Origin of the sequence: Plantactinospora alkalitolerans (assembly GCF_015690345.1) — a bacterium.
Taxonomy (GTDB): Bacteria; Actinomycetota; Actinomycetes; order Mycobacteriales; family Micromonosporaceae; genus Plantactinospora; species Plantactinospora alkalitolerans.
Genome location: NZ_JADPUN010000213.1, coordinates 58064 through 81000, shown reverse-complemented (window position 1 = coordinate 81000; position 22937 = coordinate 58064). Strand labels below are relative to the sequence as shown.

20 protein-coding genes and 1 pseudogene are annotated in these 22937 nt (G+C 70.0%); 12 read left to right on the top strand and 9 right to left on the bottom strand.

All coding sequences use genetic code 11. The annotated features are described in order from the left end of the window. Positions 1-31 precede the first annotated feature (31 nt). Positions 32-1438 (top strand): annotated as a pseudogene (locus I0C86_RS23905) (RICIN domain-containing protein); the annotation flags it as partial. A 258-nt stretch (positions 1439-1696) separates the two neighbouring features. Here the strand turns inward: I0C86_RS23905 and I0C86_RS23900 are convergent. Continuing rightward, on the bottom strand, positions 1697-2137 hold the full coding sequence (locus I0C86_RS23900; RefSeq protein WP_196203514.1) for an Rv0361 family membrane protein: 441 nt from the start codon (positions 2135-2137) through the stop codon (positions 1697-1699). 226 nt (positions 2138-2363) lie between these two features. Next, positions 2364-3338 (bottom strand): glycoside hydrolase family 6 protein, encoded by a 975-nt coding sequence (locus I0C86_RS23895; RefSeq protein ID WP_196203513.1) that lies wholly within the window; start codon positions 3336-3338, stop codon positions 2364-2366. A 662-nt stretch (positions 3339-4000) separates the two neighbouring features. Here I0C86_RS23895 and I0C86_RS23890 point away from each other — a divergent pair. Continuing rightward, positions 4001-5014 carry a LacI family DNA-binding transcriptional regulator gene (locus I0C86_RS23890; RefSeq protein WP_196203512.1) on the top strand — a complete coding sequence of 338 codons (1014 nt, stop codon included), beginning with the start codon at positions 4001-4003 and terminating at the stop codon, positions 5012-5014. 95 nt (positions 5015-5109) lie between these two features. Here the strand turns inward: I0C86_RS23890 and I0C86_RS23885 are convergent, their stop codons facing one another. Next, positions 5110-5607, bottom strand: coding sequence for a YcxB family protein (locus tag I0C86_RS23885; RefSeq protein WP_196203511.1), 498 nt, complete (start codon positions 5605-5607; stop codon positions 5110-5112). Positions 5608-5751: 144 nt separating this feature from the next. Then, complete coding sequence (locus I0C86_RS23880; protein WP_196203510.1) at positions 5752-6177, bottom strand: nuclear transport factor 2 family protein; 426 nt, start codon at positions 6175-6177, stop codon at positions 5752-5754. A 78-nt stretch (positions 6178-6255) separates the two neighbouring features. On the opposite strand from I0C86_RS23880, the gene I0C86_RS23875 reads away from it, so the two are divergent. After that, complete coding sequence (locus tag I0C86_RS23875; protein WP_323373813.1) at positions 6256-6846, top strand: TetR/AcrR family transcriptional regulator; 591 nt, start codon at positions 6256-6258, stop codon at positions 6844-6846. Between the two features lie 35 nt (positions 6847-6881). Here the strand turns inward: I0C86_RS23875 and I0C86_RS23870 are convergent, their stop codons facing one another. The 3 genes from I0C86_RS23870 to I0C86_RS23860 all read right to left on the bottom strand — a co-directional run bounded on the left by I0C86_RS23870 (position 6882) and on the right by I0C86_RS23860 (position 9224). Beyond that, the gene (locus I0C86_RS23870; protein ID WP_196203509.1) at positions 6882-7283 is read right to left on the bottom strand and encodes a DUF805 domain-containing protein; all 402 of its coding nucleotides are present in this window, start codon (positions 7281-7283) and stop codon (positions 6882-6884) included. Between the two features lie 269 nt (positions 7284-7552). After that, positions 7553-7954 (bottom strand): hypothetical protein, encoded by a 402-nt coding sequence (locus I0C86_RS23865; protein WP_230394656.1) that lies wholly within the window; start codon positions 7952-7954, stop codon positions 7553-7555. A gap of 478 nt (positions 7955-8432) precedes the next feature. Further along, entirely contained in the window at positions 8433-9224 is a 792-nt protein-coding gene (locus tag I0C86_RS23860; protein ID WP_196203507.1) for an NAD-dependent protein deacylase, read from the bottom strand. 263 nt (positions 9225-9487) lie between these two features. On the opposite strand from I0C86_RS23860, the gene I0C86_RS23855 reads away from it, so the two are divergent. From I0C86_RS23855 to I0C86_RS23835, 5 genes are all read left to right on the top strand, one after another. After that, a complete protein-coding gene (locus tag I0C86_RS23855) occupies positions 9488-9829 on the top strand; it encodes an ArsR/SmtB family transcription factor (protein ID WP_323373812.1) in 342 nt (113 codons plus the stop codon). Further along, positions 9826-10305 (top strand): SRPBCC family protein, encoded by a 480-nt coding sequence (locus tag I0C86_RS23850; protein ID WP_196203506.1) that lies wholly within the window; start codon positions 9826-9828, stop codon positions 10303-10305. Before I0C86_RS23855 ends, I0C86_RS23850 begins: the two co-directional genes overlap by 4 nt. Then, positions 10302-10778: a DUF6069 family protein gene (locus tag I0C86_RS23845; protein ID WP_196203505.1), complete on the top strand. Its 477-nt coding sequence runs from the start codon at positions 10302-10304 to the stop codon at positions 10776-10778. Before I0C86_RS23850 ends, I0C86_RS23845 begins: the two co-directional genes overlap by 4 nt. Before the next feature lie 234 nt (positions 10779-11012). Then, positions 11013-11756, top strand: a complete 744-nt coding sequence (locus tag I0C86_RS23840) for an MBL fold metallo-hydrolase (RefSeq protein ID WP_196203504.1) — start codon at positions 11013-11015, stop codon at positions 11754-11756. 101 nt (positions 11757-11857) lie between these two features. Then, a complete protein-coding gene (locus tag I0C86_RS23835; protein WP_196203544.1) occupies positions 11858-12739 on the top strand; it encodes a fructosamine kinase family protein in 882 nt (293 codons plus the stop codon). Between the two features lie 72 nt (positions 12740-12811). Here I0C86_RS23835 and aroA read toward each other — a convergent pair whose 3' ends face one another. After that, positions 12812-14068, bottom strand: coding sequence for a 3-phosphoshikimate 1-carboxyvinyltransferase (aroA, locus tag I0C86_RS23830; RefSeq protein ID WP_196203503.1), 1257 nt, complete (start codon positions 14066-14068; stop codon positions 12812-12814). 270 nt (positions 14069-14338) lie between these two features. On the opposite strand from aroA, the gene I0C86_RS45515 reads away from it, so the two are divergent. The 4 genes from I0C86_RS45515 (at position 14339) to I0C86_RS23810 (ending at position 19963) form a co-directional block, all read left to right on the top strand. Continuing rightward, positions 14339-14614 carry a hypothetical protein gene (locus I0C86_RS45515; RefSeq protein WP_196203543.1) on the top strand — a complete coding sequence of 92 codons (276 nt, stop codon included), beginning with the start codon at positions 14339-14341 and terminating at the stop codon, positions 14612-14614. Further along, positions 14614-14943 carry a DMT family transporter gene (locus I0C86_RS23820; protein WP_196203502.1) on the top strand — a complete coding sequence of 110 codons (330 nt, stop codon included), beginning with the start codon at positions 14614-14616 and terminating at the stop codon, positions 14941-14943. Before I0C86_RS45515 ends, I0C86_RS23820 begins: the two co-directional genes overlap by 1 nt. 76 nt (positions 14944-15019) lie before the next feature. Further along, positions 15020-18931 (top strand): nSTAND1 domain-containing NTPase, encoded by a 3912-nt coding sequence (locus tag I0C86_RS23815; protein ID WP_196203501.1) that lies wholly within the window; start codon positions 15020-15022, stop codon positions 18929-18931. An 87-nt stretch (positions 18932-19018) separates the two neighbouring features. Then, entirely contained in the window at positions 19019-19963 is a 945-nt protein-coding gene (locus I0C86_RS23810; protein ID WP_196203500.1) for a phosphoribosyltransferase, read from the top strand. Here the strand turns inward: I0C86_RS23810 and I0C86_RS23805 are convergent. Continuing rightward, positions 19926-22937, bottom strand: a complete 3012-nt coding sequence (locus I0C86_RS23805) for a tetratricopeptide repeat protein (RefSeq protein WP_196203499.1) — start codon at positions 22935-22937, stop codon at positions 19926-19928. The genes I0C86_RS23810 and I0C86_RS23805 overlap by 38 nt on opposite strands.

Sequence of the window (22937 nt, the reverse complement as noted above, 5' to 3'; positions counted from 1 at the left end):
CGCGCACGGTCTCGGTCGAAGGAGCGAATCAATGAACGGTGAGGCTCGTCCAGACTCTCCCCCCAGACGGCGCTGGTGGTCGGCATTGGCTGCGGTGGGCGCGGCGCTACTGACGGCCGGTACGCTCACCGCGGTGGACAACGCGCCGGCGGCCGCGGCGACGGTGGATACGAACGCCTGGTATGTGCTGGTCAACCGCAACAGCGGCAAGGCCTTGGACGTGTACAACCTGGCCACCAACGACGGTGCGCGGATCAGTCAGTGGACCCGCAACGACGGGGCCAACCAGCAGTGGCAGTTCGTGGACTCCGGCGGCGGCTACTACCGGGTCAAGTCGCGGCATTCCGGCAAGGTCCTGGACGTGTCGAACGCGTCGACCGCCGACGGTGGGGCGATCGTCCAGTGGTCCGACCACAATGGCACCAATCAGCAGTTCCGGCTGGCCGACTCCGACGGGGGTCGGGTACGGCTGATCAACCGGAACAGCAGCAGGGTGGTGGAGGTGCAGGGCGCCTCGACTGCGGACGGGGCGAACATCGTTCAGTACGCCGACCTGAACGGCACCAACCAGCAGTGGCAGTTGATCCCCGTCGGCGGGGGCGGCCCCACGACGCCGCCGCCGACGGGCGGCCCCACGACGCCGCCGCCGAGTGGCAGTTCGAGCGCGGGGTGCGGCAAGGCCCCGACGCTGGGCAGCGGTTCGCACACGATCCAGAGCAACGGCAAGAACCGTAGCTTCATCCTGCGGATCCCCGCCAACTACAACAACAGCAATCCGTACCGGTTGATGTTCGCCTTCCACTGGTGGGGCGGCACCGCCAACGATATCTCCTCGGGCGGAACCGACGGGGCGGCCTGGTCCTACTACGGACAGCAGGAGCAGTCGAACAACAGCGCCATCCTGGTCGCGCCCCAGGGCATCGACAACGGCTGGGCCAACTCCGGCGGCGAGGACATCACCTTCGTCGACGACATGATCCGCCGAATCGAGAACGACCTCTGCGTCAACACGACGCAACGCTTCGCCCTCGGCTTCAGCTACGGCGGCTCCATGAGCTACGCACTGGCCTGCGCCCGGGCGACCGTCTTCCGGGCCGTCACGGTTTTTGGTGCCCCCGGACTGCTCAGCGGATGCAGTGGCGGTACCCAGCCAATCGCGTACTTCGGAATCCATGGGATTTCGGACAGTATCGCGAACGGGCGGTCGCTGCGGGACAGGTTCGTCAGCAACAACGGCTGCACCCCACAGAGTCCGCGCGAGCCGGCCGCGGGTAGCCGTACCCACGTCACCACCGTCTACTCGGGGTGCCGGGCCGGGTATCCGGTGCAGTGGGGCGCCTTCGACGGAGGTCACACCCCCGGCCCGGTGGACGGGGGCGGTGACAGCGGCGCCAGGACCTGGACCAAGGGAGAGGTGTGGCGGTTCTTCGCGCAGTTCTAGTCACACCGAGCGGAGCCGGTGGCCCGCGGTCGGGTGACGTCGCCGGTCTCCGAACCGGGTAGACGATGTCGCATTGAGCCGTCAGAACGGCAGATGCGGATCCGCAGGGCGGACTCTTGGCGGCGGGCGTTCCGATGTCCTCCGCAGACCAGGGAGTCCGCCCTGCGCATATCAACCCTGTTCCAGGCGACGCCATCGGCGAAGGGCCAGGGGGAACGACTGCCACTGCCGGCAGGAACTTCGAAACTTGCCGCCCTACAGCAACGGCGGACCACATATCTTCCATGCGCCGTCCTGCTTCTTGACGTAGAGATTCACCTCGGTGTCCGGCTGACCCGAATAGCTGATCTGAGCGGTGACTACCCGTTGGGTGGGAGTCTCGCTCGGCCGGGTGATGGTGACGTCGGTGATTCGGAAGCCGGTCGGGGCGGCGCGGCGCTCGACGACGGGCTTCCAGGTTGCCCGCGAGAGCTTGCGGCGGTCGGATTCGCAGAGGAGGTCGTAGGCGGCAGTGTTCTCGCCTTCGACCGCGGCGGTGAGATACGCCTCGCCGGCGGCGCGGATGCCGGGCTCGTCCCGTGAGTCTTTGAGGTACAGGTAGCCACCGCCGATCGGAACGCCACAACAGAGCAGCGCGGCGATGACGAAGATCGAGATCACGAAGCCACGGGTGGAGACGTTTCTCTCGTCGGCCATGACAGCGAGGGTAGAGATCGCTGGCAACGGAGGCGGAGTTCCGCATGGTGGGCGGAAGGCACAACGCCTCGTGCGTCGCCGTACCGGCTCGGTTTCCGGCTACGTCAAGTGCCCCTCCCGCAAGAGTTCCGGTGAGTCGACGCCGTTCCTCTTGCGGGAGGGGCACTTTCGCTCGTCCGCACGCCGGCGAACCGGCTCACTTGGTGAGCGTCGCGCGTCGCCCAGCTCAATACCCAAAGATCATCTTGTAGGCGACCTCGGGTAGGAATTGCCCGGCGCTGGATCCGGCTCCGACCCCGCAGTTGCCGTCGGACTCCCCCGGCGTCTTGAGCCACAGCAGCATCTCGGCACCGCCGCCGGTCTGGGTCGGTGTGCCGATCCTGCGGCCGCCCGGGTTGCACCACTGACCATTGGAGCCGTTACGGTTCCGGCTGGTGTCGATCACGTAGGGCTTGGTGTACCCGAAGTTGCTACGCAGCGCGGACGCGACCGCGTTGCCGTAGTTGGTGTTCTCACCGGTGGTGAAGTAGTTGGAGACGTTGAGCGCGAAGCCGTGCGCGTTGGCGACCCCGGCCATGTTGAGCCGTTGCGCCATAGTCCGAGCGTCGACCCAGCCGGGATTGCCGGCGTCGAGGTAGGCCCAGGTGTTGGGCGCTTTGGAACGGAACTGGTTGGCGGCGCGGGCGAGCATGCCGACGCGGTCGTTGATCTGCGCCTGGGACATACAGTTGAAGTCGCCCAGTGAGTCTGGTTCGAGGGCCACCACCGCGGGCCGGTTACCGATGGCGCCGGCGAAGGCTGCGATCCACGCGTCGTAGGCAGCGACGCTTCCGGCACCACCACCGGAGTGTCCGCCGCAGGCGTCTCTGCCGGGGAGGTTGTAGGCCACCAGCAGGGGGAGCTTGTCGACGGCGTCCGCGGCCGCGACGTAGTTGCCGACCGCAGCGGTGATGTCGCCACTCCAGTTGCCGAACCAGGAGGCCATCGGTCTTTGGGCGATCTCGGTTCTGATCGCGTTGGCGCGTCCGTCGCCAGGGTTGGCTGCGACCCAGGACGCGGGACTGGAGCGCGGGTTGACGTAGAAGCCGCTGGTCTGGCTGATCGGATCGGCGTGGGCGGCCGACGAGCCAAACAGGGTCGTCGGGATCGCCACCGCCAGCGCGACACCAAGCGCGAGCAGCGGACGGGCGGGTCGTTTCATCGCGAGTCTCCCAGAGGGTTGAGAAGTGCATCGGCATGAACTGGTGCCGAGTGCCTGGATGTGCGGTTCCTCCAATCTCGAACGCGCCATCGTGACGTGGTCAGAACACGTTCGCCTCATCCACTCCCTACCGGAGCGCGATCAGGTGACCGGCAGGGGGACGTGCTCTGAGCGGGCGTCCGGATCCCGGAGTGGACGGACCGATCTCCACTGTCCGAGCGCCGCGTTGCGGTCGGTGCTCTGCGACGTCGCGGGGTGCGGCGCTCGGAAACTCCTACGGGCCTGAGGTCGGGCTTACTGGAAGCGCTTCCAGTAGCGGCCATCTATCTACATCGATTTAATGTTGAGCATGTGACAAGCAAAAGTCAAGGTTGTCCATGAGTTCCTGGACCTGTCGCATCGTCCTCTCGTGGACGATGCTGGAACCGCTTCCAGGCTGTGGCACCGGTTGGGGCAGCAGTGTCGGACTCGGGCGGTGCGACGCGCGAGCGCGAACCAACGTCCGCGCCTGGCGTGACCGTGTCGACCTTGGTCTTCGGAGGCCGATACCATCTGTCGGAGTCGTCAGCACGGCCGGTCGCCGGGTTGGCGCCGACGGAGCCACGCCGGGTGCCCCGTCGCCGGCCTGTCTCCCACGGCAGGCAGGAAGGACGCGGCATCAGATGGCAACAGACACGACTCGGCGCCAGCCCACGCTCGATGAGGTGGCCGCACGCGCCGGTGTGTCACGCTCTGCCGCGTCGCGGGTCCTCAACAAGGCACCGCACGTCAGTCGCGCCACCCGCGACGCCGTCGAGAGGGCCATCAAGGAACTGGGGTACCTGCCCAACCGCACCGCTCGGGCGCTGGCCACCCGGCAGACCGGAATCGTCGCCCTCGCCATCTCCCACGACGATCCTGAGTTGTTCGCCGACCCGTTCTTCGGCCAGGTCATCGTCGGTGTCTCCTCGGCGCTCGAGGAGACCGACCTACACCTGTTGCTGTGTCTGGCCAGCTCCGGTCGGGGCCGCTCCCGGCTCACGAACCTACTGAACACGCGGGGCGTCGACGGCATCATGCTGATGGCGCTACGCGGGGACGACCCGCTGGCCCACATTGTGCGCCGGGCCGGACTGCCGGCCGTGTACGGCGGTCGGCCGTTGCATTTCACGCCGCAGTGGTACGTCGACTCCGACAACCTGGGCGGGGCCCGGCTCGCCACCGAGCATCTCCTCGGCCTCGGTCGAACCCGTATCGTCACGATCACTGGCGAGCTGGGCACCGAGGCCGGCACCGCCCGCTACCGCGGTTACCGTGAGGCGATGGTCATGGCGGGCCTGACTCCGTACGGTATGGCCGAAGGCGACTTCACCGAGGCCAGCGGCGCCGCGGCGATGAAAACGCTGCTCGACAACCACCCTGATCTTGATGCCGTGTTCGCTGCCAGCGACAACATGGCCGCCGGGGCCCTGCGCGCGCTGAGCGAGGCCGGCCGGTCCGTGCCGGCGGACGTGGCGGTCGTGGGCTTCGACGATCTAGGAATAGCCGAACGTACCGATCCGCCATTGACCACGGTTCATCAATCGATCCAGTCCCTGGGCAAGGAGATGACCCGAGTGCTCACGGAATTGATCGCGGGGCGGGAAACCGCGTCCCTTATCCTTCCTACGAGACTGGTGCTGCGCGACTCCGCATGATCGGGTTATCGACCCATCATCGGGCCGAAGCCGGTGCGGCCAGCAACCCCGTCACGTTCATAACGCTGTACAGGGCTCGGATTGCGGCAATGGGCTCACCGTGACTGGAGCAGCCCACGTTCGGCCATATAGGCTCGCAGGGTCTCGGCGTCCTCGGCGGACATCAAGCGGCGTGGGATGACGGTCGCCGGCATCCGGCCGACATACACGATCCAGAACTCAGGGGTGTCCCTTACCTCGGCGACCCCGTCCCAGGCGATGCCGCCGGACTCCGAGCCACTGCGCATCATGATGTTGTCGTCGGTGATGTCGTAGGCGCCCTCGACAGCGTAGCGACCGGAGCGGCGTCGGGCACGCAATCTCACCCATGGCGAGTACAGCATCGACAGCAGGCCAGCCACGACCATCGCCATGCATAGTGGCGAGACCCGGTCGCCCCACGCGAACCCCCGCGAGACCGCGAACCCGATCGCCCCGACGGCCGCCAGCACCGCGCCGATGTAACCGTACTTGCGCAGCCGAACGCCGCTGAGCACAGCGGCCACCCTGCCCGGGTAGGCGGGATCGGCTGGGACGTCGAAACGGATGTGCACGCGAGAACGATAGTGCCCAACACCCGCCGGGGCAGCCTGACCCGCGCCCCGCTGCCGGATCGTCGGGATCGCGCGCACGGTCGGCGGCAGATCAACGCGTGTGGCGTAGAGCCGCCTGACGATGTCACCGGGGGCCGTACGCGGTCATCGTGGTGGTAGCACGGCCGGGCCTGTCGCCACCGCGGGCGCCGGAACCAGGCGAGTCAGCTGGTCGATCCGTCGCAGTCGCCCATCTTCGGCCAGCTGGCCGAACATGTAGATCTCGGTGGCGATGACAGTTCCCTTGACCATCACCGCGGTCAGGATGTAGCGGGCCGCCACGCGGTCACCAGACACCAAGGTCTCGTGCAGTTCGATATGCACGCTGGTGGCCCTTCGGCGGGCGGGCCGCACATGCGCAAGGAGCTTCTCGCGGTCGAGTGGCGTCCCGTCGTTGTAGAGCACGAAGTCGGGCGTGTGGTAGCGGTCGAAGACCTCGGCAGCGTCGTCCGCACCGAAGGCGACCTCGACCGGATAACCAGTGAGGTACGCGCCGAGATTGCGGCCGGGCAGACCTTCTTCAGTGGACATGCCGCGTCGCTCCCATCGCAGAACAGTTAACTCTGACACTGCTGTCCAATGTAAGCCAGGCAGGTAGCCTTGACAACCGTGTCCGAGTTGCCCAAGCCGCGAGCACGACGACGGCGTGCCGACGCCGAACGAAGCATCGTCGTGACCCTCGACGCCGCCATCAACCTGTTGGGCAGGCGACCCGAGGCGAGCATGGAGGAGATCGCAGCCGAGGCAGGCGTCGCCCGTCAGACCGTCTACGCCCACTTCGCGTCGCGCGACGCCCTGCTCCAAGCCATCGTCGATCGAATCACCACCGAGGTGGTGGCAATCTTCGACGCGGTGGATCTCGAAAGCGGTACCGCCGCTGACGCCCTGGACCGGTGGACGGATGCCAGTTGGACGCTTCTCCACCGGTACCCGATCCTGCTCAGCCCCGCCGTGGCCAGCGCGAACCCGCAGGAAGATCACGAACGGCATCTGCCGATCACCGAGCGACTCGACTCGCTCATCCGTCGGGGGCAACGATCAGGCGAGTTCCACCGCGACACGCCCCCGACCTGGCTGGTGGCGGCCATCATCAGCCTCGGTCACACCGCCGGACAGCAGGTACAGGCAGGCTTGATGAGCATCCGCGATGCCGGTACGGCCTTCCGCGAGAGCGCGCGACGTGTCTGCACCAGATGCTGACGCCAGCAGCTACCCCTGACACCGGGGCATCAGCGTCAGGTCGCCTGGCCGGGCGCGACGTCGTACTTCGGGCTGGGACCAAAACGGTTCGGACCGGGCGTGCCGTCCTGCACGAAGAACACCAGCAGGACAATCGCACCGACAAGCGGGATCAGCCCGATCAGAACCCACCAGCCGGAACGGTCGGTGTCGTGCAAGCGACGCACGGCGAGCGCCAGCGCCGGCAGGAAGAGCGCCAGGTTGGCGATCAGGCTCAGGAGGCCGTCAGACACACCTGATCCTTTGAAGTCGGTGCCCAGCGCGGCATCGAGGATCGAGGTCACGATGCCGACGAGGATCAGGAAGAGGAAGAACCACCAGTATTCGGCACGGCGAGCCCGTCCTCCGAACCCGACATACTGGGAGAGCGCCGAACGAACAGCAGCGGTGAACGACATGGCAACTCCAGCGTCTGAACGTGAAGCGATGCGTGACGTCAGGGTACGCGGCGCCAGCAACCCTCCACTCCGACGCGAACTCGACGGGACTGCGAGCCCCAGCGCGCAGCCGCTCATCGGTCGGTCTCAGATGCGGTGTTGTCGCCTCGACCAGGCATGGGCGTGGGTGAATGAGACAACTACTCGGGCGGATCGTCGCCGCTGGCGCGCCCGGCGTCATCGCTGCTGCTGCGCTCCCAGAAGTGCCGCGGTCGCCGCGGTCGACCGGCTCAGTCCGGCGGCCAACCTTCGACGAAGGCGGTGTACCGGCCCGGCGCCAGCTGATGCGCCGTGAAACTGGCCATCGGCGCCTGGTCGCGGGCGAGACCGGCCAGCACGGCCGCGTACGCGGGAACGGCGGGACCGGTCAGGCGGCCGACGAGAGTTCCGCGGATCCGCTCGGACGGCGGCGTCCAGGCGGTCACCGCTTCCGGACCCGCGGGCCGGAGCAGCACGTCGATGTAGATGGGGCAGACGTGACCGGGAGCCCGTTCCTGCACCATGGCGATGAACCGGCCGAACCGATCGACGGCCAGCGGATCCAGCTCGACGTCGGCGCGCGGCACCTGGTCGATTGGCAACCGGTACCGCTGTTGCCTGCTCAGCTTCCGCCAACTCGGCCGGCGGTTCAAAAGCCCATCCCTCCATCGTGGCACATCCGGCGCCCTCAGGTGATCCCGCACAGGGCCGGCACGGTTCGCCGACTCTCGTCGTTGCCATACCGGGGCACGCGGATCGCATCATCGGGCGCCGCCCCAGCCGTACGCTCGACGCTCTGTGAGCCGTGCGGAGCCCGCCGCCGCGCGTACTCTGCGGCAGGTCCGGACATCGGTCGCCAGGAGCTGGCTACGCGGGCCTACCTGGCGGTGCACTCGGTGGCCTGCTCGGCGCGTCCACCCTGTTGTGGATCGGCGCGGCAGGAATGACCGCCGCGTTCCTGCCCGCGCTGTTCTCCCCGCTGCGGAGCACGCGCGAACTGCCGGCCACGGCGACGGAGGCGCCTGTTGCGGTCAGCACGTGACCGGTTGCCGGGCAAGAGGCGGGAATGATTCGATCCCCCCGCCCGCCATCGAGGGCATTGCCCTGGCAAGTGACGTCGTACAGTCGCGATCATTTCTTCTCGGGGACATCCCACGCGGCCGCGACCAGGGCTGGGAGGATCTGGGCCGCGGGTCCACGCAGGTTGGTGGCGCAGATCATGTCGAGTGGTGTCGGCTCCGGGTTGACCTGGATCACGGTGGCGCCGGAGTCTGCCGCGATCCGAGGTATCTCGGCTGCCGGGTACACAACGCCGGCGGTGCCGACTGTCAGCAGCACGTCGCAGGCGGCGGCGGCTTTGACGGCCGAGGCCAACGCCGCCTCGGGCAGTGCCTCACCGAACCACACCACGCCCGGACGGACGAGTGCTCCGCAGCGCGTACAACGGGGCGGTGGCAACCGACGACCTTCTCCCGGATCGGCGGCCTCGTCGTCCGCTGTGCCCGGAAAGGGCGCCGGGTGGGCGGCTTCCGCTATGCAGCGGGGTGCGAAGAGGCTGCCGTGCAAATGGACCGGAGCCCGAGAACCGGCCCGCTCGTGCAGGTCATCGACGTTCTGGGTGATGACCATGCTGTCCGGGACCAGGGACTCGATGGCAGCCGTGGCCACGTGCCCGGGATTGGGACGAGCCCGGCGCACCCGGGCGCGCCGCCACTCGTACCAGCCCCAGACCAGGTCCGGATCGGAGTGAAACGCCTCCAGGGTGGCGAGCCGCTGCGCGTCGAAGCGAGCCCACAGTCCAGTGAGATCGTCCCGGAAGGTCGGCACCCCGCTCTCGGCCGAGATCCCGGCGCCTGTGAAGACGACGACCCGACGAGCCTCGCCGAGGAGCGTGGCGGCACCCGACAGCAGAACGCTCTCCATCCGGAAGATCCTGCCATCACACCGGGGCATCGCTGCACACGCACTCTGCGGCAGTTGAGGATGCTGGGTCCGCTAGGTGTCCGAATGTGGTCGCCGGCGGGCGGATTCGTGTGAGGTGCGGCTCGTCCGGACGAAGGCCTGCCAGTGGCCGGGGCGGCGCTGGTTGTCGCGTACCCGCCGCTGGTGCTCCTCGTACCCCCTCGGGCGTGAGCTTCACGCGGACCGGTTTGACAGGCTCGGAGCCCATCCTGATACTTAGCCATGTGCCTAAGTATCAGGATGGGCTCGACCGGATGTTCCACGCCCTCGGCGACGCCAGTCGCCGCGCGATGGTGGAGCGGCTGACGCGCGGCCCGGCGTCGGTGAGCGAACTCGCCCGCCCGTTCGACATGGCCCTGCCCACCGTGGTCCAGCACCTCGGCGTGCTCGAAGCCGCCGGGATCGTGTCATCCAGCAAAGTCGGCCGGGTCCGGACGTACCAGCTCAACGCCGACGCGCTCAGCCCGGCCGCCGAATGGATCAGCAGGCAGCGTCTGCCCGCCGAGCGTCGCCTCGACCGGCTCGCCGCCTTCCTCGATCCACCCACGAACAAGGAGACGACATGAACGACACAATCGAACGCAGCCAGACGCACGCCACCTTCGTCATCGAGCGCAGCTATCCGGTGCCCCTGGCCGAACTCTGGCACGCCCTGTCCGACAACGCCGCACGAGACCAGTGGTTCGGCGGTGGGCCGACGTTCGAGGTCGAGCACAAGACACACGACTTCCGCGTCGGCGGCCGAGGCATCGAGGAGGGTCGGTGGCACGGCGGGCCACGGTCGCGCTTCGAGTCCGTCTACACCGACATCGTCGACCAGCGCCGCATCGTCTTCACCTATGACATGTGGGTCGACGACCAGCACCTGTCCACATCCCTCACCACCATCGCCCTCGAGCCCGGCGGCGACGCCACCCTCATGACGTACACCGAACAGGGCGTCCACTTCGACGGCCTGGACTCGGTAGAAGGCCGCGAGGAGGGCACCCGGGGCATCCTCGACGGCCTCGCCTCCTTCCTGGCGCGGGACCGTCGATCGTGACCGATGTCGGAACCGCTCAGGCCACGGCACGACCGCCCGCCCGCGCCAGGACGAACGCCGGCCGACCGGCGTTGGTCGCCGCCGCGCTCGCCGGCCTGCTCATCATCAACCTGGCCATCTACGCCGTCGGCCGCGCTCTCGGCGGGGCCTTCACCTATCCGCAGAATGGCACAACCACACAGGTCGACTGGGTCTCGATCACGTTCATGTCGCTCGTACCGTTGGGCTTCGGCCTGACGCTGGTCGCGGTGCTTTCCCGCAAGTGGCCGAAGGTCATCCCCATCGCACGGGTCGTCGCCCCCGTGCTCGCCGTGGCCACCATCGCCGTGATGACGATCCCCGCCGGATTCGACACCACCAGCACCGTGGCCCTCTCGGCGATGCACCTGACCATCATCCCGGCGGCCCTTCTCGCACTCAGGGGTCTTCCGCACCGTCGTCGCGGGAGCACCCGGCACACCCCACCCAATTAGTCGCCACGAGGAAGCGACGCCGAGACCGTCAGCAACGAGATACTCGATCGTCGCGCCGAACCGGGCGCGACGATCGAGCCAAGGTACTCGACCGGCGCACTGTTTTGGCATGACAAGGCGGGGTTCGCCGCGTTGCCCGGACTACCTCAGCGACCGTCGCGCGAGGCAGGAAACGGTCCGGCAATACGCTGCGGTTTGGTGGAACTTGACGGCCCCGGCCGATACGGTCTTCGAATGCGGCTCACGGTTCTTGGCGGGTGCGGCGCTTGGCCGGAGGCGGGCCAGGCATGCAGCGGCTACCTTCTGGAGTACGACGGGTTCCGACTCCTCGTCGACCTCGGCTACGCGACCATGCCGCGGCTGCTGGAACGGGTCGCCGCGGACCAGGTCGACGCGGTCTTCATCAGCCATGGACATCCCGATCATTGTGCCGACCTGAACCCGCTGCTCCGGGCCCGAGCGATGCGCGATGATCCGCCGACGCCACTACCGGTGTACGCGCTGCCTGGCGCCCTGGACGCGGTGCTGGCGTTGGACCGCCCCGAGACGCTGGCCGGCGCCTACGCCATACGCGAGATCAACGTCGGTGACGGCCTCGACATCGGTCCGTTCCGCGCCCAGACCCGCCTGCTGCCGCACTGGGTGCCCAATGCCGGCGTACGACTGGCCGCGGGCGACCGGGTACTCGCGTACACCGGTGACAGCGGCCCAAGCCCGGACGTGGTGGAACTGGCACGCGACGCTGACCTGCTGCTCGCCGAGGCTACCCACGTGGATCAGGTACCGGAGGACTCGCGGCGCTACCTGTCGAGCGCCCGGCAGGTGGGTCGGCAGGCCGCGGAGGCCGGCGTCAGACACCTACTACTGACCCACCTCTGGCCCGGCACGGATCCGGCGGCTGCCAGGGCCGCGGCCGGCGACGGGTACGACGGCGAGATCGGCGTCGCAACCGCCGACCTGGTCATCGACCTTTCCTAGATCGGCGCCATCGCCTCGGCGTCGAACGTACGGCGGGTAGCCCCCTCTCGGGCACCTAGGATCTTGCGAACATGCACCCGGACGAGGAGGAGCCTGTCGTGATGCGCTCGGCAACGTTCCTGTTGGAGTGCCTGCTTCGGGCCGGAATGCGCGACGTCGTCGCGGTGGAGCCGGCGACGGGTGGGGTCGCGGCGCTCGCGGGCATAGCCACCCGCCATGACTCGCCGTCGGTGTTCGTCAAGGCCTTCGCGGACGCGCCGGCCGACGACGTCTTCGTCGCGGAGGCCGAAGGGCTGGCCGCCCTGCGGGAGATCGGCGGCGTGGCGACCCCCGAGGTGATTCTGGCGGACCGGGAACTGCTCGTGTTGTCGGTGCTGAGGCCGAGGCCGCGCAGCGAAACCTTCTGGGAGCAGTTCGCGCACGCACTCGCCCACCTGCACCTGAGCACGACCCATCCGCGCTTCGGATGGCACCGCGACAACTGGCTGGGCCGCCGCCGGCAGAGCAATACCTGGGATGACGACGGCTTTGCGTTCTTCGCACAGCATCGACTGCTTCGTTGGCTGGGGCAGCCCCGCGTGGAGGCGGCACTCGACCGCAGCGACCGGGCGGCGCTGGAGCGGCTGTGTCACCGGCTGCCCGACCTGCTGCCGGACCGGCCGGCATGCCTGACGCACGGCGACCTGTGGGCACAGAACGTCCTGGCCACCCCGGACGGGCAGCCCGCGGTGATCGACCCGGCGGTCTCCTACATGTGGGCCGAGGTCGACCTCGCGCACGTGTGGTCCACCTCGCCCCCGCCCGAGGCGCAACGGTTCTTCGAGGTGTACGCGGAGCTGACCTCCCTCGACAGCGACTGGCGCACCCGCATGCCGATTGTCCAGCTGCGCCAGCACCTCGCCGTCCTGGCGCAGTTCGACGACGACTGGGGCGCGGCCGACCAGATCCGGACCACCCTTGCCCCGTTCCGGACACGAACCTGACGAGGGTCCGACGGTCGACCGCAACTGCCGCGCGAGTGCCGGGGGCTCCGGACGGACACGGCGCTGCTCCGATCAGCCCCGCCGCCAGGTCGCCTGCAGGTGGCCGAACTCCTGGTGGAAGTCGGGGAAGGTCTTGCGTACGCAGTCGGGATCGTCGAAGCGGACGCCCGGCGTACGCAGACCAAGAACGCTCATGCTCATCGCGATGCGATGGTCCGCCCGGGTCTGTATCAGTGCTGGGTGCGGCCGACCGGGGTTGATCTCCAACCAGTCGGGCCCGGTGTCGGTGCTGATGCCGCACGCGCCCAGCGCCGTGGCCATCGCCTCGATGCGATCTGACTCCTTGACGCGGCAGTTTCCGATGTCGGTGATCCTGACCGGGTCGTCGGCGAACGGGGCGATCGCGGCCAGGGTCATCATCGTGTCGCTGATGTCGCGCATGACCACCTCACCGGGGCTGCGTAGGCGTGCCGGGCCCGTCACGGTGGTCCGGTCGTCCTCCACCCTCACCTCGCAACCCATCGCGGGGAGCACTTCGGTGGCAAAGCGCAGGTCACCCTGCCTCGTGCCGCGCCCGAGACCGAGCGCGGTCACGGTATTGCCGGTCACCGCGGCCGCAGCGAAGAAGTACGAGGCGGTGGAGGCGTCCGGCTCGACGACGTACTCCCGTGCCTCATATCCACCCGGGGCGATGGTGATCCGCGATCCTTCACGCGTGGCGTGCGCACCGAACTCGCGCATCATCGCGAGGGTCAGTTCCACGTACGGCACCGACACCTCGTCCAGGACCTCGATAGTCAGACCGTTCCGGGTGCCCGGGCCCATCAGGCACAGTGCGCTCAGGAACTGGCTGGAGGTGCCGGCGTCCACCTGCACGGCGCCGCCGGCCACGCGGTCGGCGTCGATGCGCAACGGCAGCCGGTCCCCCGCCGCGGCGTGCACCTGCACGTCCAGTGCGCGTAGCGCCCGCAGTAGTGGCCCCATCGGCCGGGCGCGCATCTGCGCACTGGCATCGACGACGAACCGGCCGGTTCCGAGCGATGCCAGCGCTGGCAGGAACCGCGCCGCGGTACCGGCGTCGTGACACCACACCGTCGCCGCCTCGGTGGACGGCCCGGCCGGATCGCCGGTGACGTCCCACCCCTCAGGCGTCCGTTCGAATCCGAAGCCCAACGCGGCGAGTCCGTTGGCGAACGCCACCGTATCGGCCGACTCCAGCGGTGCGATCAGGCGGCTCGTGCCGTTCGCCAACGCCGCCACGAACAGCGCCCGAGCCGTCACCGACTTCGACCCCGGCACCCGAACCGTCACCGCGCGGGATGACTCCATCGCCAGTCCTCCACATCAAACCGCCCTTCCGGACCAGCCGCATGGCACAGTGCCGCTCCACGTCGATCCGGCAAACTCACGACATCCGATTGATCTACACAATATTCGGGGTGGGTGCCGGCGGTCCATCGACCAGCGGAGTCCCGCCGTCGGAACTCCCGGCACGCGCCAGAGGAGCGACTGCCGGCCGCCCGGGTGAAACACGTCGGGCTGTACCGGCTGGCCGGTACAGTGATCGGGTGACGGACACCCGGAACAAGCTGCTGGACGCTGCGGGCCGCCGACACCGCCACCGGCCGGACCACGGTCGCGCTGTTCGCCGCCGCCCTCGTCGATCCCGCCGCCCTCGTCCCACTCCGTAGGGCCCACCAGGCCTGGCAGCGACGGCTGGAGAACGACGGCATCGATCCCGCCGTCGCCACCACAGTCCGGCTGGCGGTCGACGGCTGGTGGCTCGCCCAACTGGTCGACCTGGCGCCACCACCACCCGGCCTCCACGAACGGGTGTACGCGACGCTGAGCGCGCTGATCGAGGAGGCTCCTTGATGGCCTGGTTCCTGGTCGCGGTGGCGATCGTCTCGGAGGTCGCCGCGACCCTCGCACTGCGGGGCACCGCCGGTGCCATCCGCCCCCTGAACATCACGGCGGTCGTCATCGGCTACGTCGCCTCGTTCACGCTGATGGCGTACGCGCTGCGCACCCTCAATGTCGGCGTCGTGTACGCGGTCTGGTCCGGCGTCGGCACCGCCGGGGTGGCCGTCATCGCCGCCCTCGTCTACGGCGAGCACCTCAACCTCACCGCGATCGGCGGGATCGTGCTGATCGTCGTCGGTGTCGTCGTGCTCACCACCTCCGGGGCCACCACCCACGGCTGACCGACAAGCCACTCGTGGCATGCGTTGGGTAACCTCACGGCTACTGTCGCGTACCGCCGGCCGACGGAGAAGCCCGATGACCGATTTCCGCCCGGATCCGGATCAGCCGAACCCCGCCGAGATCCGGACCCGGGCCCAGTTCGCGGAAGGGCTGGCCACCCTGCGGGAACAGGCGGGCCTCACGGTACGTACCGTCGCCAGCCGGGTCGGGGTCGGTAGCGCCACTGTCGGCGACTGGTTCGCCGGTCGCGGCCTGCCGTCGCTCTCCTCCCGGGACGCACTGGTCCGGGTCCTGCGCACCTGCAAGGTCGCCGACGACGCGCTCGTCGGCGAGTGGCTGCGGGCGTGGCGCCGGGTGCGGCAGGCTCCCGGACCCCGGCCGGCAGGCCCCGAGCCGTACCGAGGGCTGGCGTCCTTCCAACCCGAGGACGCCGAATGGTTCTTCGGCCGGGACGCCCTCACCACGCGGCTGCTGGACCGGCTGGCCGCGCTGGACGCGACCGGCGGCGCCGTACAGGTGATCGTGGGTGCCTCCGGCTCGGGGAAGTCCTCGTTGTTGCGCGCCGGCCTCATCCCCCGACTGCGCTCGGACGCCCTGCCCGGCTCGTCCCGATGGCCGCTGATCCTCTGCACACCCGGCTCCGCGCCGGTCGAGGTCCTGGCCGAGCGGCTGGCCGAGCTGCTCGTCCTGCCCCCGACCGAGGTCGCTGCGGCGATCCGGGCCGACCCGGCCCGGTGCACGGAGTACGCCGCCCGGGTGGCCGACGGCGCCGGGCACCGCCGCCTGCTGGTCGTGGTCGACCAGTTCGAGGAGGTGTTCGCTCCGGAGGTCGCCGACGAGCGTGACCTCTTCGTCGACGCCCTCTGCGCGCTCGGCAGCGGCGCGGCCGGAGCGCTGGTCGCGGTCGGGTTGCGCGCGGACTTCTACGCCCACGCGCTGCGTGTCCCGAAGCTGCTGGCCGCCCTGCAGGACGGTCAGCTCACGGTGGGGCCGATGGGCAGCGACGAACTGCGGGCCGCGATCATCGAACCGGCCCGCAAGGCACGGCTCGAGATCGAGGACGGCCTGGTCGAACTGCTCCTGCACGACGTGGGATCCGGCGGCACGCGCGGCGCGGCGACGTCCGGGGCCGGCGTACTGCCCCTGCTGTCACACGCGCTCTACGCCACCTGGAGCAACGCCCACGGCAACCGGATGACCATCGCCAGCTACCACGAGGTGGGTGGACTGGACGGTGCGATCGCGGCCAGTGCGGACGCGGTGTACGAGGAACTCGTACCGACGCAGCGCGAGTTGGCGCGCCGGCTGTTCCTCCGGCTGGTGCACGTCACCACCGACACCGCCGACACCCGATGCCGGGTGGACACCGGCGAACTGCTGGCCGAGTACGGACAGCGGGCCGCCGAGTTGGAGGACGTGCTCGACCGGTACATCTCGCGGCGGTTGATCACCGCCGACACCGACACGGTCGAGATCAGCCACGAGGCACTGCTGACCGCCTGGCCAACGCTGCGGGCCTGGTTGGACACCGACCGGGCCGGCCGGGTGGTCGGCCAGCGGCTCAGCACCTCGGCACTGAACTGGCGCCGGGAGGGCGACGACCCGGCAGCCCTCTACCGAGGTGCCCGGCTGGCCGCCGCCCAGGAATGGGCAGCCGACCACCGCCACGAACTTTCCGTGACGACCGCCTCCTTCCTGGCGGCCAGCGCCCGGCACGCCCGGCGTCGGGGGCGCCGGCTGCGTCTACTGGTCGGCTCGCTGACCGCGCTCGCCGTGACCACCTGTGTGCTCACCGGTTACGCCTTTCAGCAGCGGGCGGTCGCCAGCGAGCAGCGGCGGGACGCGGTCGACCAACGCAACCAGGCGATCTCCCGACTGGTCGCCGGCCGGGCCGACACGCTACGCGACTCCGATCCCGCCCTGGCCACGCAGCTCAGTTTGGTCGCGTACCGGATCGCGCCGACCGTGGAGGCCCGGTCCAGTCTGCTCGACGCGGCCGTGACCCCCGCGCCGACCCGGCTGGCCGGATTCGCCGGCGCGGTGCAGGCGGTGGCGTACGACCGTCGCACCGGCCTGCTCGCCGCAGGCGGCCTGGACCGCACCGTACGGCTCTGGTCCGCGCCCGAGCCGGCCCTGGTGCCGGTATCCACCGGACCGGCGCTGACCGGTCCCACCGGCGCGGTCTTCACCGTGGCACTCAGCCCCGACGGGCGCACGTTGGCGGCGGCCGGGGAGGACGCCTCGATCCACCGCTGGGATGTCACCAACCCGGCGCGGCCAGTACCCCAGGGAAAGCCGATCACCGGCCCGGAGTCCACCGTGTACTCGGTGGCGTTCAGTCCGGACGGGCGCATCCTGGCCGCCGGCAGCGCCGACCGGACGGTCCGGCTCTGGGACATCAGCGACCCGGCCCGGAGCCGCCCGCTGACCCGGCTGACCGGCCCCGGCGCGGCCGTGCACAGCGTGACGTTCAGCCCGGACGGCCGCACCCTCGCCGCCGGCAGCGCCGACGGCACCGTACGGCTGTGGGACGTCACCAGTCCCCACCGGCCCGTACCGGCCGCCCCCACGCGCGGCCACTCGCTCAAGGTCTACGCGGTGGCATTCAGCCCGGACGGCCGTACGCTCGCCAGCGGTGGCGAGGACCGCACGGTACGGCTGTGGGACGTCACCGACCCCCGCCGGCCCGTACCGCGCCGGGCGCCACTCGTCGGGCCGTCGAGCTGGGTGAACGCCGTGGCGTTCAGCCCCGACGGCGGCACCCTGGTTGCTGGCGCGTCGGACAACTCTCTGCACACCTGGGACGTCGGCAGCGGCATCCCAGGTCCCGCCGTGCCACACCCGACCCCGGTCACCACCGTCGCCTTCGGGTCCGACCCGGAGACGATCCTGACCGGCAGCACCGATGCGATGGTCCGGCGATGGCGGCTGCCCGGCCCGACGCTGCACGGTGCCACCGATGCGATCTTCAACATAGCGCTCGACCCGCACCGGTCGATCCTGGCCACGGCCAGCCGGGACCAGACGGTACGGCTGTGGCGGGTCACCGACCCGCGCCGGCCCGTTCCACTCGGAACCGCGCTGCGCAGCCCGTCCGCCCGCGACCCGTTCGCCGGGACCGTGGCGATCAGCCCGGACGGGCGGCTTCTCGCCGTGGGTACCCGTACCGGCCCGGTCCACCTGTGGGACCTCACCGATCCAGGACGGCCGGCGGCGCTCGGGCCGTCGCTGACCGGCCCGACCGCCCTGGTGCAGACACTTGCGTTCAGCCCGGACGGCGCGACGCTCGCCGCCGGCGGGGACGACACCCGGGTGCACCTCTGGTCGGTCGCCGACCCGCGCCGACCCCGCCGGCTGGCAACCATCGACGGCAACAGCCCCGCTCTGGTGCTGTCGGTTGCCTTCAGCCCCGACCGCCGCACCCTCGCGATCGCCGGCACCGACGCCACCGTCACGCTCTGGGACGTCACCGATCCGGCCCGGCCGAGCCCCCTCGGGCCGCCGCTGACCGGCTTCGCCGGATACGTCTACGGGATCGGCTTCAGCCCGGACGGGCGCACCCTGGCCGCCGGCAGCGCCGACCGGACGGTACGGCTCTGGGACCTGGCCGACCCGAGGCGACCGGTCCCGCTGGGGTCGCCGATCGGCGGCCCGACAAGCCATGTCTACTCTGTCGCGTTCAGCCCCGACGGGCGGCTGCTCGCCGTGGCGGCCACCGATGCCACCGCTCGGCTCTGGGATGTGTCCGAGCGAACGCGACCGGTCGCACTCGCCACCCTGACCCGACTGGCCGCGCCGGTGTACGCGGTCATGTTCGGCCCCGACGGTCGCACCCTGATCGGCGCGGGCGCGGACAGCACCGTCCGGCTGTGGGAGACGGAGCCGGAAACGGTCAGCGGGTGGGTCTGCGGCACGGCGGGCGCGCCCATCACCCGTGCGGAGTGGACACTGCACGTTCCCGGCGTCCCGTTCGCGCCATCCTGCTGAGCGGGCACCCGGCGCACGGTGTACGGCCTTGTCCGGACATCTCTGTGGCCCTTCTTCGAACGGTGTTCCCACCGTTTCCTGGTATACGTGACCGACGAGAGTGCACTGGAGAACGCGACCCCCGAGAACCCGAAGCGTCTCGTCCTGCTCCAGGACTTCCCGCACTGGATCGAATCCATGGAGATCCCGCTCCCCCGGGTCACGGCGCACGTGTTTGACGCCGTCCGGGCTGCCGCCGTCGACTGCTACGCGTCGGTGGTCTCGACCCAGGCGCTCGACCTGCCGCTGTTGCGGGACCTCACCGGCAGCCGACGCCGCCAGGACGAATACCTGGTGACCCTCGACAACGGCAGCTATTTTCCGCACGCCGACTTCGCCTTCTCGGTCACCCGGTGCGCCGCGGGGCTGCGAGACGTCTTCACCGGAAACCTGTCCAGTCAGCCCCGCGATCACGCCCTGCCATTGCACCGTCAACTGGAGTCGCTCCGGCTGGACTATCTCGCCAGCCGGAAGCCGCGGCTGGTGCTCTGTGACGACGGCATCAGTACCGGGGCTTCGCTGGCGGGGTTCGTCCGCCGGCTACGTCAGGCGGATCTCGCCGTGTCCGAGATCCGGGTTCTGCTGAATCCCACACCGGTGTTCGAGATCGAGGGGATCCCCGTCGACACCATGGTCGAGGTGCACGACGCGCTCTGGACACACGAACGCGACTTTTTCTGGGGTTCGCCCGGTGGCGGGGTTCCGCTCGTCGTGGCCGCCGGGTCGCGGCAGTACGGAGTGCCGTACTCGATCTCCAGTGGACTGTTGCACCAGCGGCTCGGGCTGCCCCTCGATGTCGTGGCTCCGCTGAGGGCACGGATGGCCGCCGTCAACATCGCCTTCTGGAACCTGCTGTCGCGGCTGGTCGGACGGGCTCTGTTGATCCGCGACTGCTACCGCCTGCACTGGACCGCCCGATTCTTCGGCGTCCCGTACGACACCAGGATCGTGGACGTCATCGCCCGGTCGGTCGATCGCGATCGAAGTTCCTGATCGCGGGCAGGCGCCGCAACCAGGGCGGGAGCCGGACCGCCAGTCGCCGGCCGGCACCGGCCCGACCGGCGGCCAGGTCGGCTTCGGCGAGCCGGTCCGCGGAGGCGATCGTGTCCGGATGTGTCTCCCCGAGGGTGTCGCGGCGCCTGGCGAACGCCTCGCGGTAGGTCTGCTGCGCCTCGCGCCAACGGCCCTGCGCCAGCAACACGTCGCCGAGGGCGTGCAGGGTGGTCAGCGTGTTCCGGTGGCCGTCGCCCAGCACCCGGCGGCGGGACGTCAACACCTCACGGTAGATCCGCTCGGCCTCTGACCACCGGCCCTGCTCCGCCGCGACGTCGCCGTACCGGTGCCGGGTCGCCATCGTGTTCGGGTGCAGGTCGCCGAGGGTCGCCCTGCGCGCGGCCCAGGTCCGGTCGAGGATCTCGCCGGCCTCTCCCGACCGGCCGAGTTTCGTCAGCACCCAGGCCTGTTCGTGGCTGGTCACCAGCGTGGCGGCGTGCTCGGGTCCCAGGACCCGGGTCCGGGCCTCGAGTACACGGCGATAGATCTCCGCTGCGGCCTCCCACCGTTGCTGGGCCCCGGCCGCCTCGCCGAGTCGGTGCAGGGTGGCCAGGGTCAGGGGATCCTCCGGCCCCAAGATCCGATCGCGCAACCGGTGGACCTCCTGGTAGATCGCCTCCGCCTCGGCCCACCGTCCCTGGTACGACATGCACCAGGCCAGGTTCTGGCGTACGGCAGCGGTCTCCAGGGAGTCGGTGCCGGTCCGGGCCTCCCGGACGTCGAGCACTTCGTGGTAGATGCCCGCGGCTTCGCGCCAGCCGCCTCGGATCGCGATCGCCCAGGCCAGGTGGTACCGCAGGGTCAGGACGGCGGCGGTATCCCGGTGGATCTCCGGGAACTGCCCCGTCATCGCGCGGGCGAGGGTCTCCGCGAGATGTGTCCGTCCACCCCAGTTCATGGCGTTGACCACCTGACCTGCGGCGGTGGCCAGGGATTCCACCTGGGCGGCGCCGAGTACGACCGGCACCTGCAACGGGCCCCGCAGGTGCGGCACGACAGCCTCGAAGAGGGGCCAGTGCCCGTTGTCCTCGGGGTCGAGGCGGGCGCAGTAGGACGCGAGCAGTTCGACCGCCACGCCGACGGCCTGCACCACCGCCGCGTCCGCGTCGACACCGGGCCGCGTCGTCAGCGCGGCCCGTACGCCGTCCGAGACGACCGGATGGACGGTCAGGCCCCGTCCCGGGCGCCGATCGTCCTCGTGGCTCGGTGCCACGTCGAGCAGTCCCAGCCGGGTCAACCCGTGCAGCGTCAACTCGACGGTGGCGGCCAGGTCGTCGCCCGAGCCGGTGTCCTCGTCGGGCTGGCCGAGCACCGGCCGCAGCCCTTCGGCCGACAGAAGTTCGAGCGGGATCGGAGTGGCCGGCGCGAAGACGGCTAGCACCGCGAGCAGGCCCCGGGCACCGGTAACCCCGCGTCGGTGCAGTGAGTCGAGGCTGATGTCCCAGGTGTGTACCGGAGAGGTGGTCCGGTCGGCACCGGTGCTCGCCGCCAGGGTGGCCGGTACTCGCGAGGTGGCGTCCGCCAGCGCCACCTGGTACGCCTCGAAGGTCGGCCAGCGGGCGAGTCCCGAGCCCAGGTAGGTCCCGGCGACCCGCAGCGCCAGCGGAAGGCAGCCGAGCCGGCGGGCCAGCTCGCCGGCTTCGGTCTCCCCTCCCCCACCTGGGGCCAGGTCCAACAACGCCCGCGCGGCGTCGTCCTCGTCCAGCGGCCCGACCCGCACCAACTGGCCGGAACCTCCCCACGCCCGCGCGCTGGCGTCCCGGGACGTGACGAGCACCAGCCCGCGCCGGCTGCCCCGCAACCAGCCACGACCGTCGACCGTGTGGTCGAGGCCGGCGGATCCGCCCCGGCGGCCGTGTTCGACCTCCTGCTGCTCGACGTCGTCGAGGTTGTCCAGGATGAGAAGCCAACCCTGGGCCGCCTTGTCGAGGAGACTCCAGAACCGGTCCGCCGCTGCGCCGTCACCCCGGCCGATCAGCGCGATGTCATGCTGGTCGGCACCCAGCTCCCGGGCGATCCGGACCGCACCCGCCACGAGAAGGGACCGGTCGGTGGCGGGAATCCACCAGACCGGGCGCCCGGGGCGCCGCGTCCGCCCGCCGTACTCCGCCGCGACGGTGGACTTTCCGACTCCGCCCATTCCGGCCAGCACCACGAATCTCCCGCCTGGCTGACGGCCCGCCGCACGTAACCGGCGCAGCAGGGTCGAGCGCCCGTGCACGACGCGCGGCAGCAGCCCGACCGGCACGGCCAGCGAGCCCGTCGCGGACGCGTCCCCGGTCTGCGCCGCCGCCGGGGCGGTCGGGGACGGCACCGGTACGGTTGTCACCTCGGCGGCGAGATCAAGATGCCGGAGCACGGCAACGATCGGGATGGCGTAGAGCACGTTGCTGGCCGGACGACGCGACCCGGTGTCCAACCCCGGGCTCATCCGGAGGGGCAGTTGCTCGACCAGGACGCCGATCACGACGTCGGGGGCGGCGGCCAACGTCACGGCGCTGCCGGAATATCCCTGGTAGCCGCCGAGGAACTGGTCGACCGCGAGCTGGAGGACCGGCGTCTCGACTCCGCCGGGCGCCCGGATCAGCCGATTCGCGGACGTGACGCTGCCGGTCAGCTCCGGGTCGTTGTCCTTCGGTCGCGCCGAGACGAGCCAGCGGTGCCCGTCGTCCGCCTCGGCCGACCGGTAGCAGGAGGCCAGTTCCCCCGCCAGTTCGAGTCCCACCACGTCGACCTCGCGGTCCGGCCGCAGAAGTCCGGCGATCCGCGTCGTCGACCCGTCCTCGGCGACGTACGTCAGCTCGGCGGGTTCTCGGTCGGCCACGACGTGCCGGGCCGTGACGACGATCCGGGGTGCGATGGCGAATCCGGAGCCGAGATCGCGGCCCGATGCCAGGATCCGCCCACCGCCCAT

Coding starts and splice junctions, on each gene's coding strand:
- I0C86_RS23900 (WP_196203514.1), bottom strand. CDS start 2,137: ATGGCCGACGAGAGAAACGTCTCCACCCGTGGCTTCGTGATCTCGATC.
- I0C86_RS23895 (WP_196203513.1), bottom strand. CDS start 3,338: ATGAAACGACCCGCCCGTCCGCTGCTCGCGCTTGGTGTCGCGCTGGCG.
- I0C86_RS23890 (WP_196203512.1), top strand. CDS start 4,001: ATGGCAACAGACACGACTCGGCGCCAGCCCACGCTCGATGAGGTGGCC.
- I0C86_RS23880 (WP_196203510.1), bottom strand. CDS start 6,177: ATGTCCACTGAAGAAGGTCTGCCCGGCCGCAATCTCGGCGCGTACCTC.
- I0C86_RS23870 (WP_196203509.1), bottom strand. CDS start 7,283: ATGTCGTTCACCGCTGCTGTTCGTTCGGCGCTCTCCCAGTATGTCGGG.
- I0C86_RS23860 (WP_196203507.1), bottom strand. CDS start 9,224: ATGGAGAGCGTTCTGCTGTCGGGTGCCGCCACGCTCCTCGGCGAGGCT.
- I0C86_RS23850 (WP_196203506.1), top strand. CDS start 9,826: ATGAACGACACAATCGAACGCAGCCAGACGCACGCCACCTTCGTCATC.
- I0C86_RS23840 (WP_196203504.1), top strand. CDS start 11,013: ATGCGGCTCACGGTTCTTGGCGGGTGCGGCGCTTGGCCGGAGGCGGGC.
- I0C86_RS23835 (WP_196203544.1), top strand. CDS start 11,858: ATGCGCTCGGCAACGTTCCTGTTGGAGTGCCTGCTTCGGGCCGGAATG.
- aroA (WP_196203503.1), bottom strand. CDS start 14,068: ATGGAGTCATCCCGCGCGGTGACGGTTCGGGTGCCGGGGTCGAAGTCG.
- I0C86_RS23820 (WP_196203502.1), top strand. CDS start 14,614: ATGGCCTGGTTCCTGGTCGCGGTGGCGATCGTCTCGGAGGTCGCCGCG.
- I0C86_RS23815 (WP_196203501.1), top strand. CDS start 15,020: ATGACCGATTTCCGCCCGGATCCGGATCAGCCGAACCCCGCCGAGATC.
- I0C86_RS23805 (WP_196203499.1), bottom strand. CDS start 22,937: ATGGGCGGTGGGCGGATCCTGGCATCGGGCCGCGATCTCGGCTCCGGA.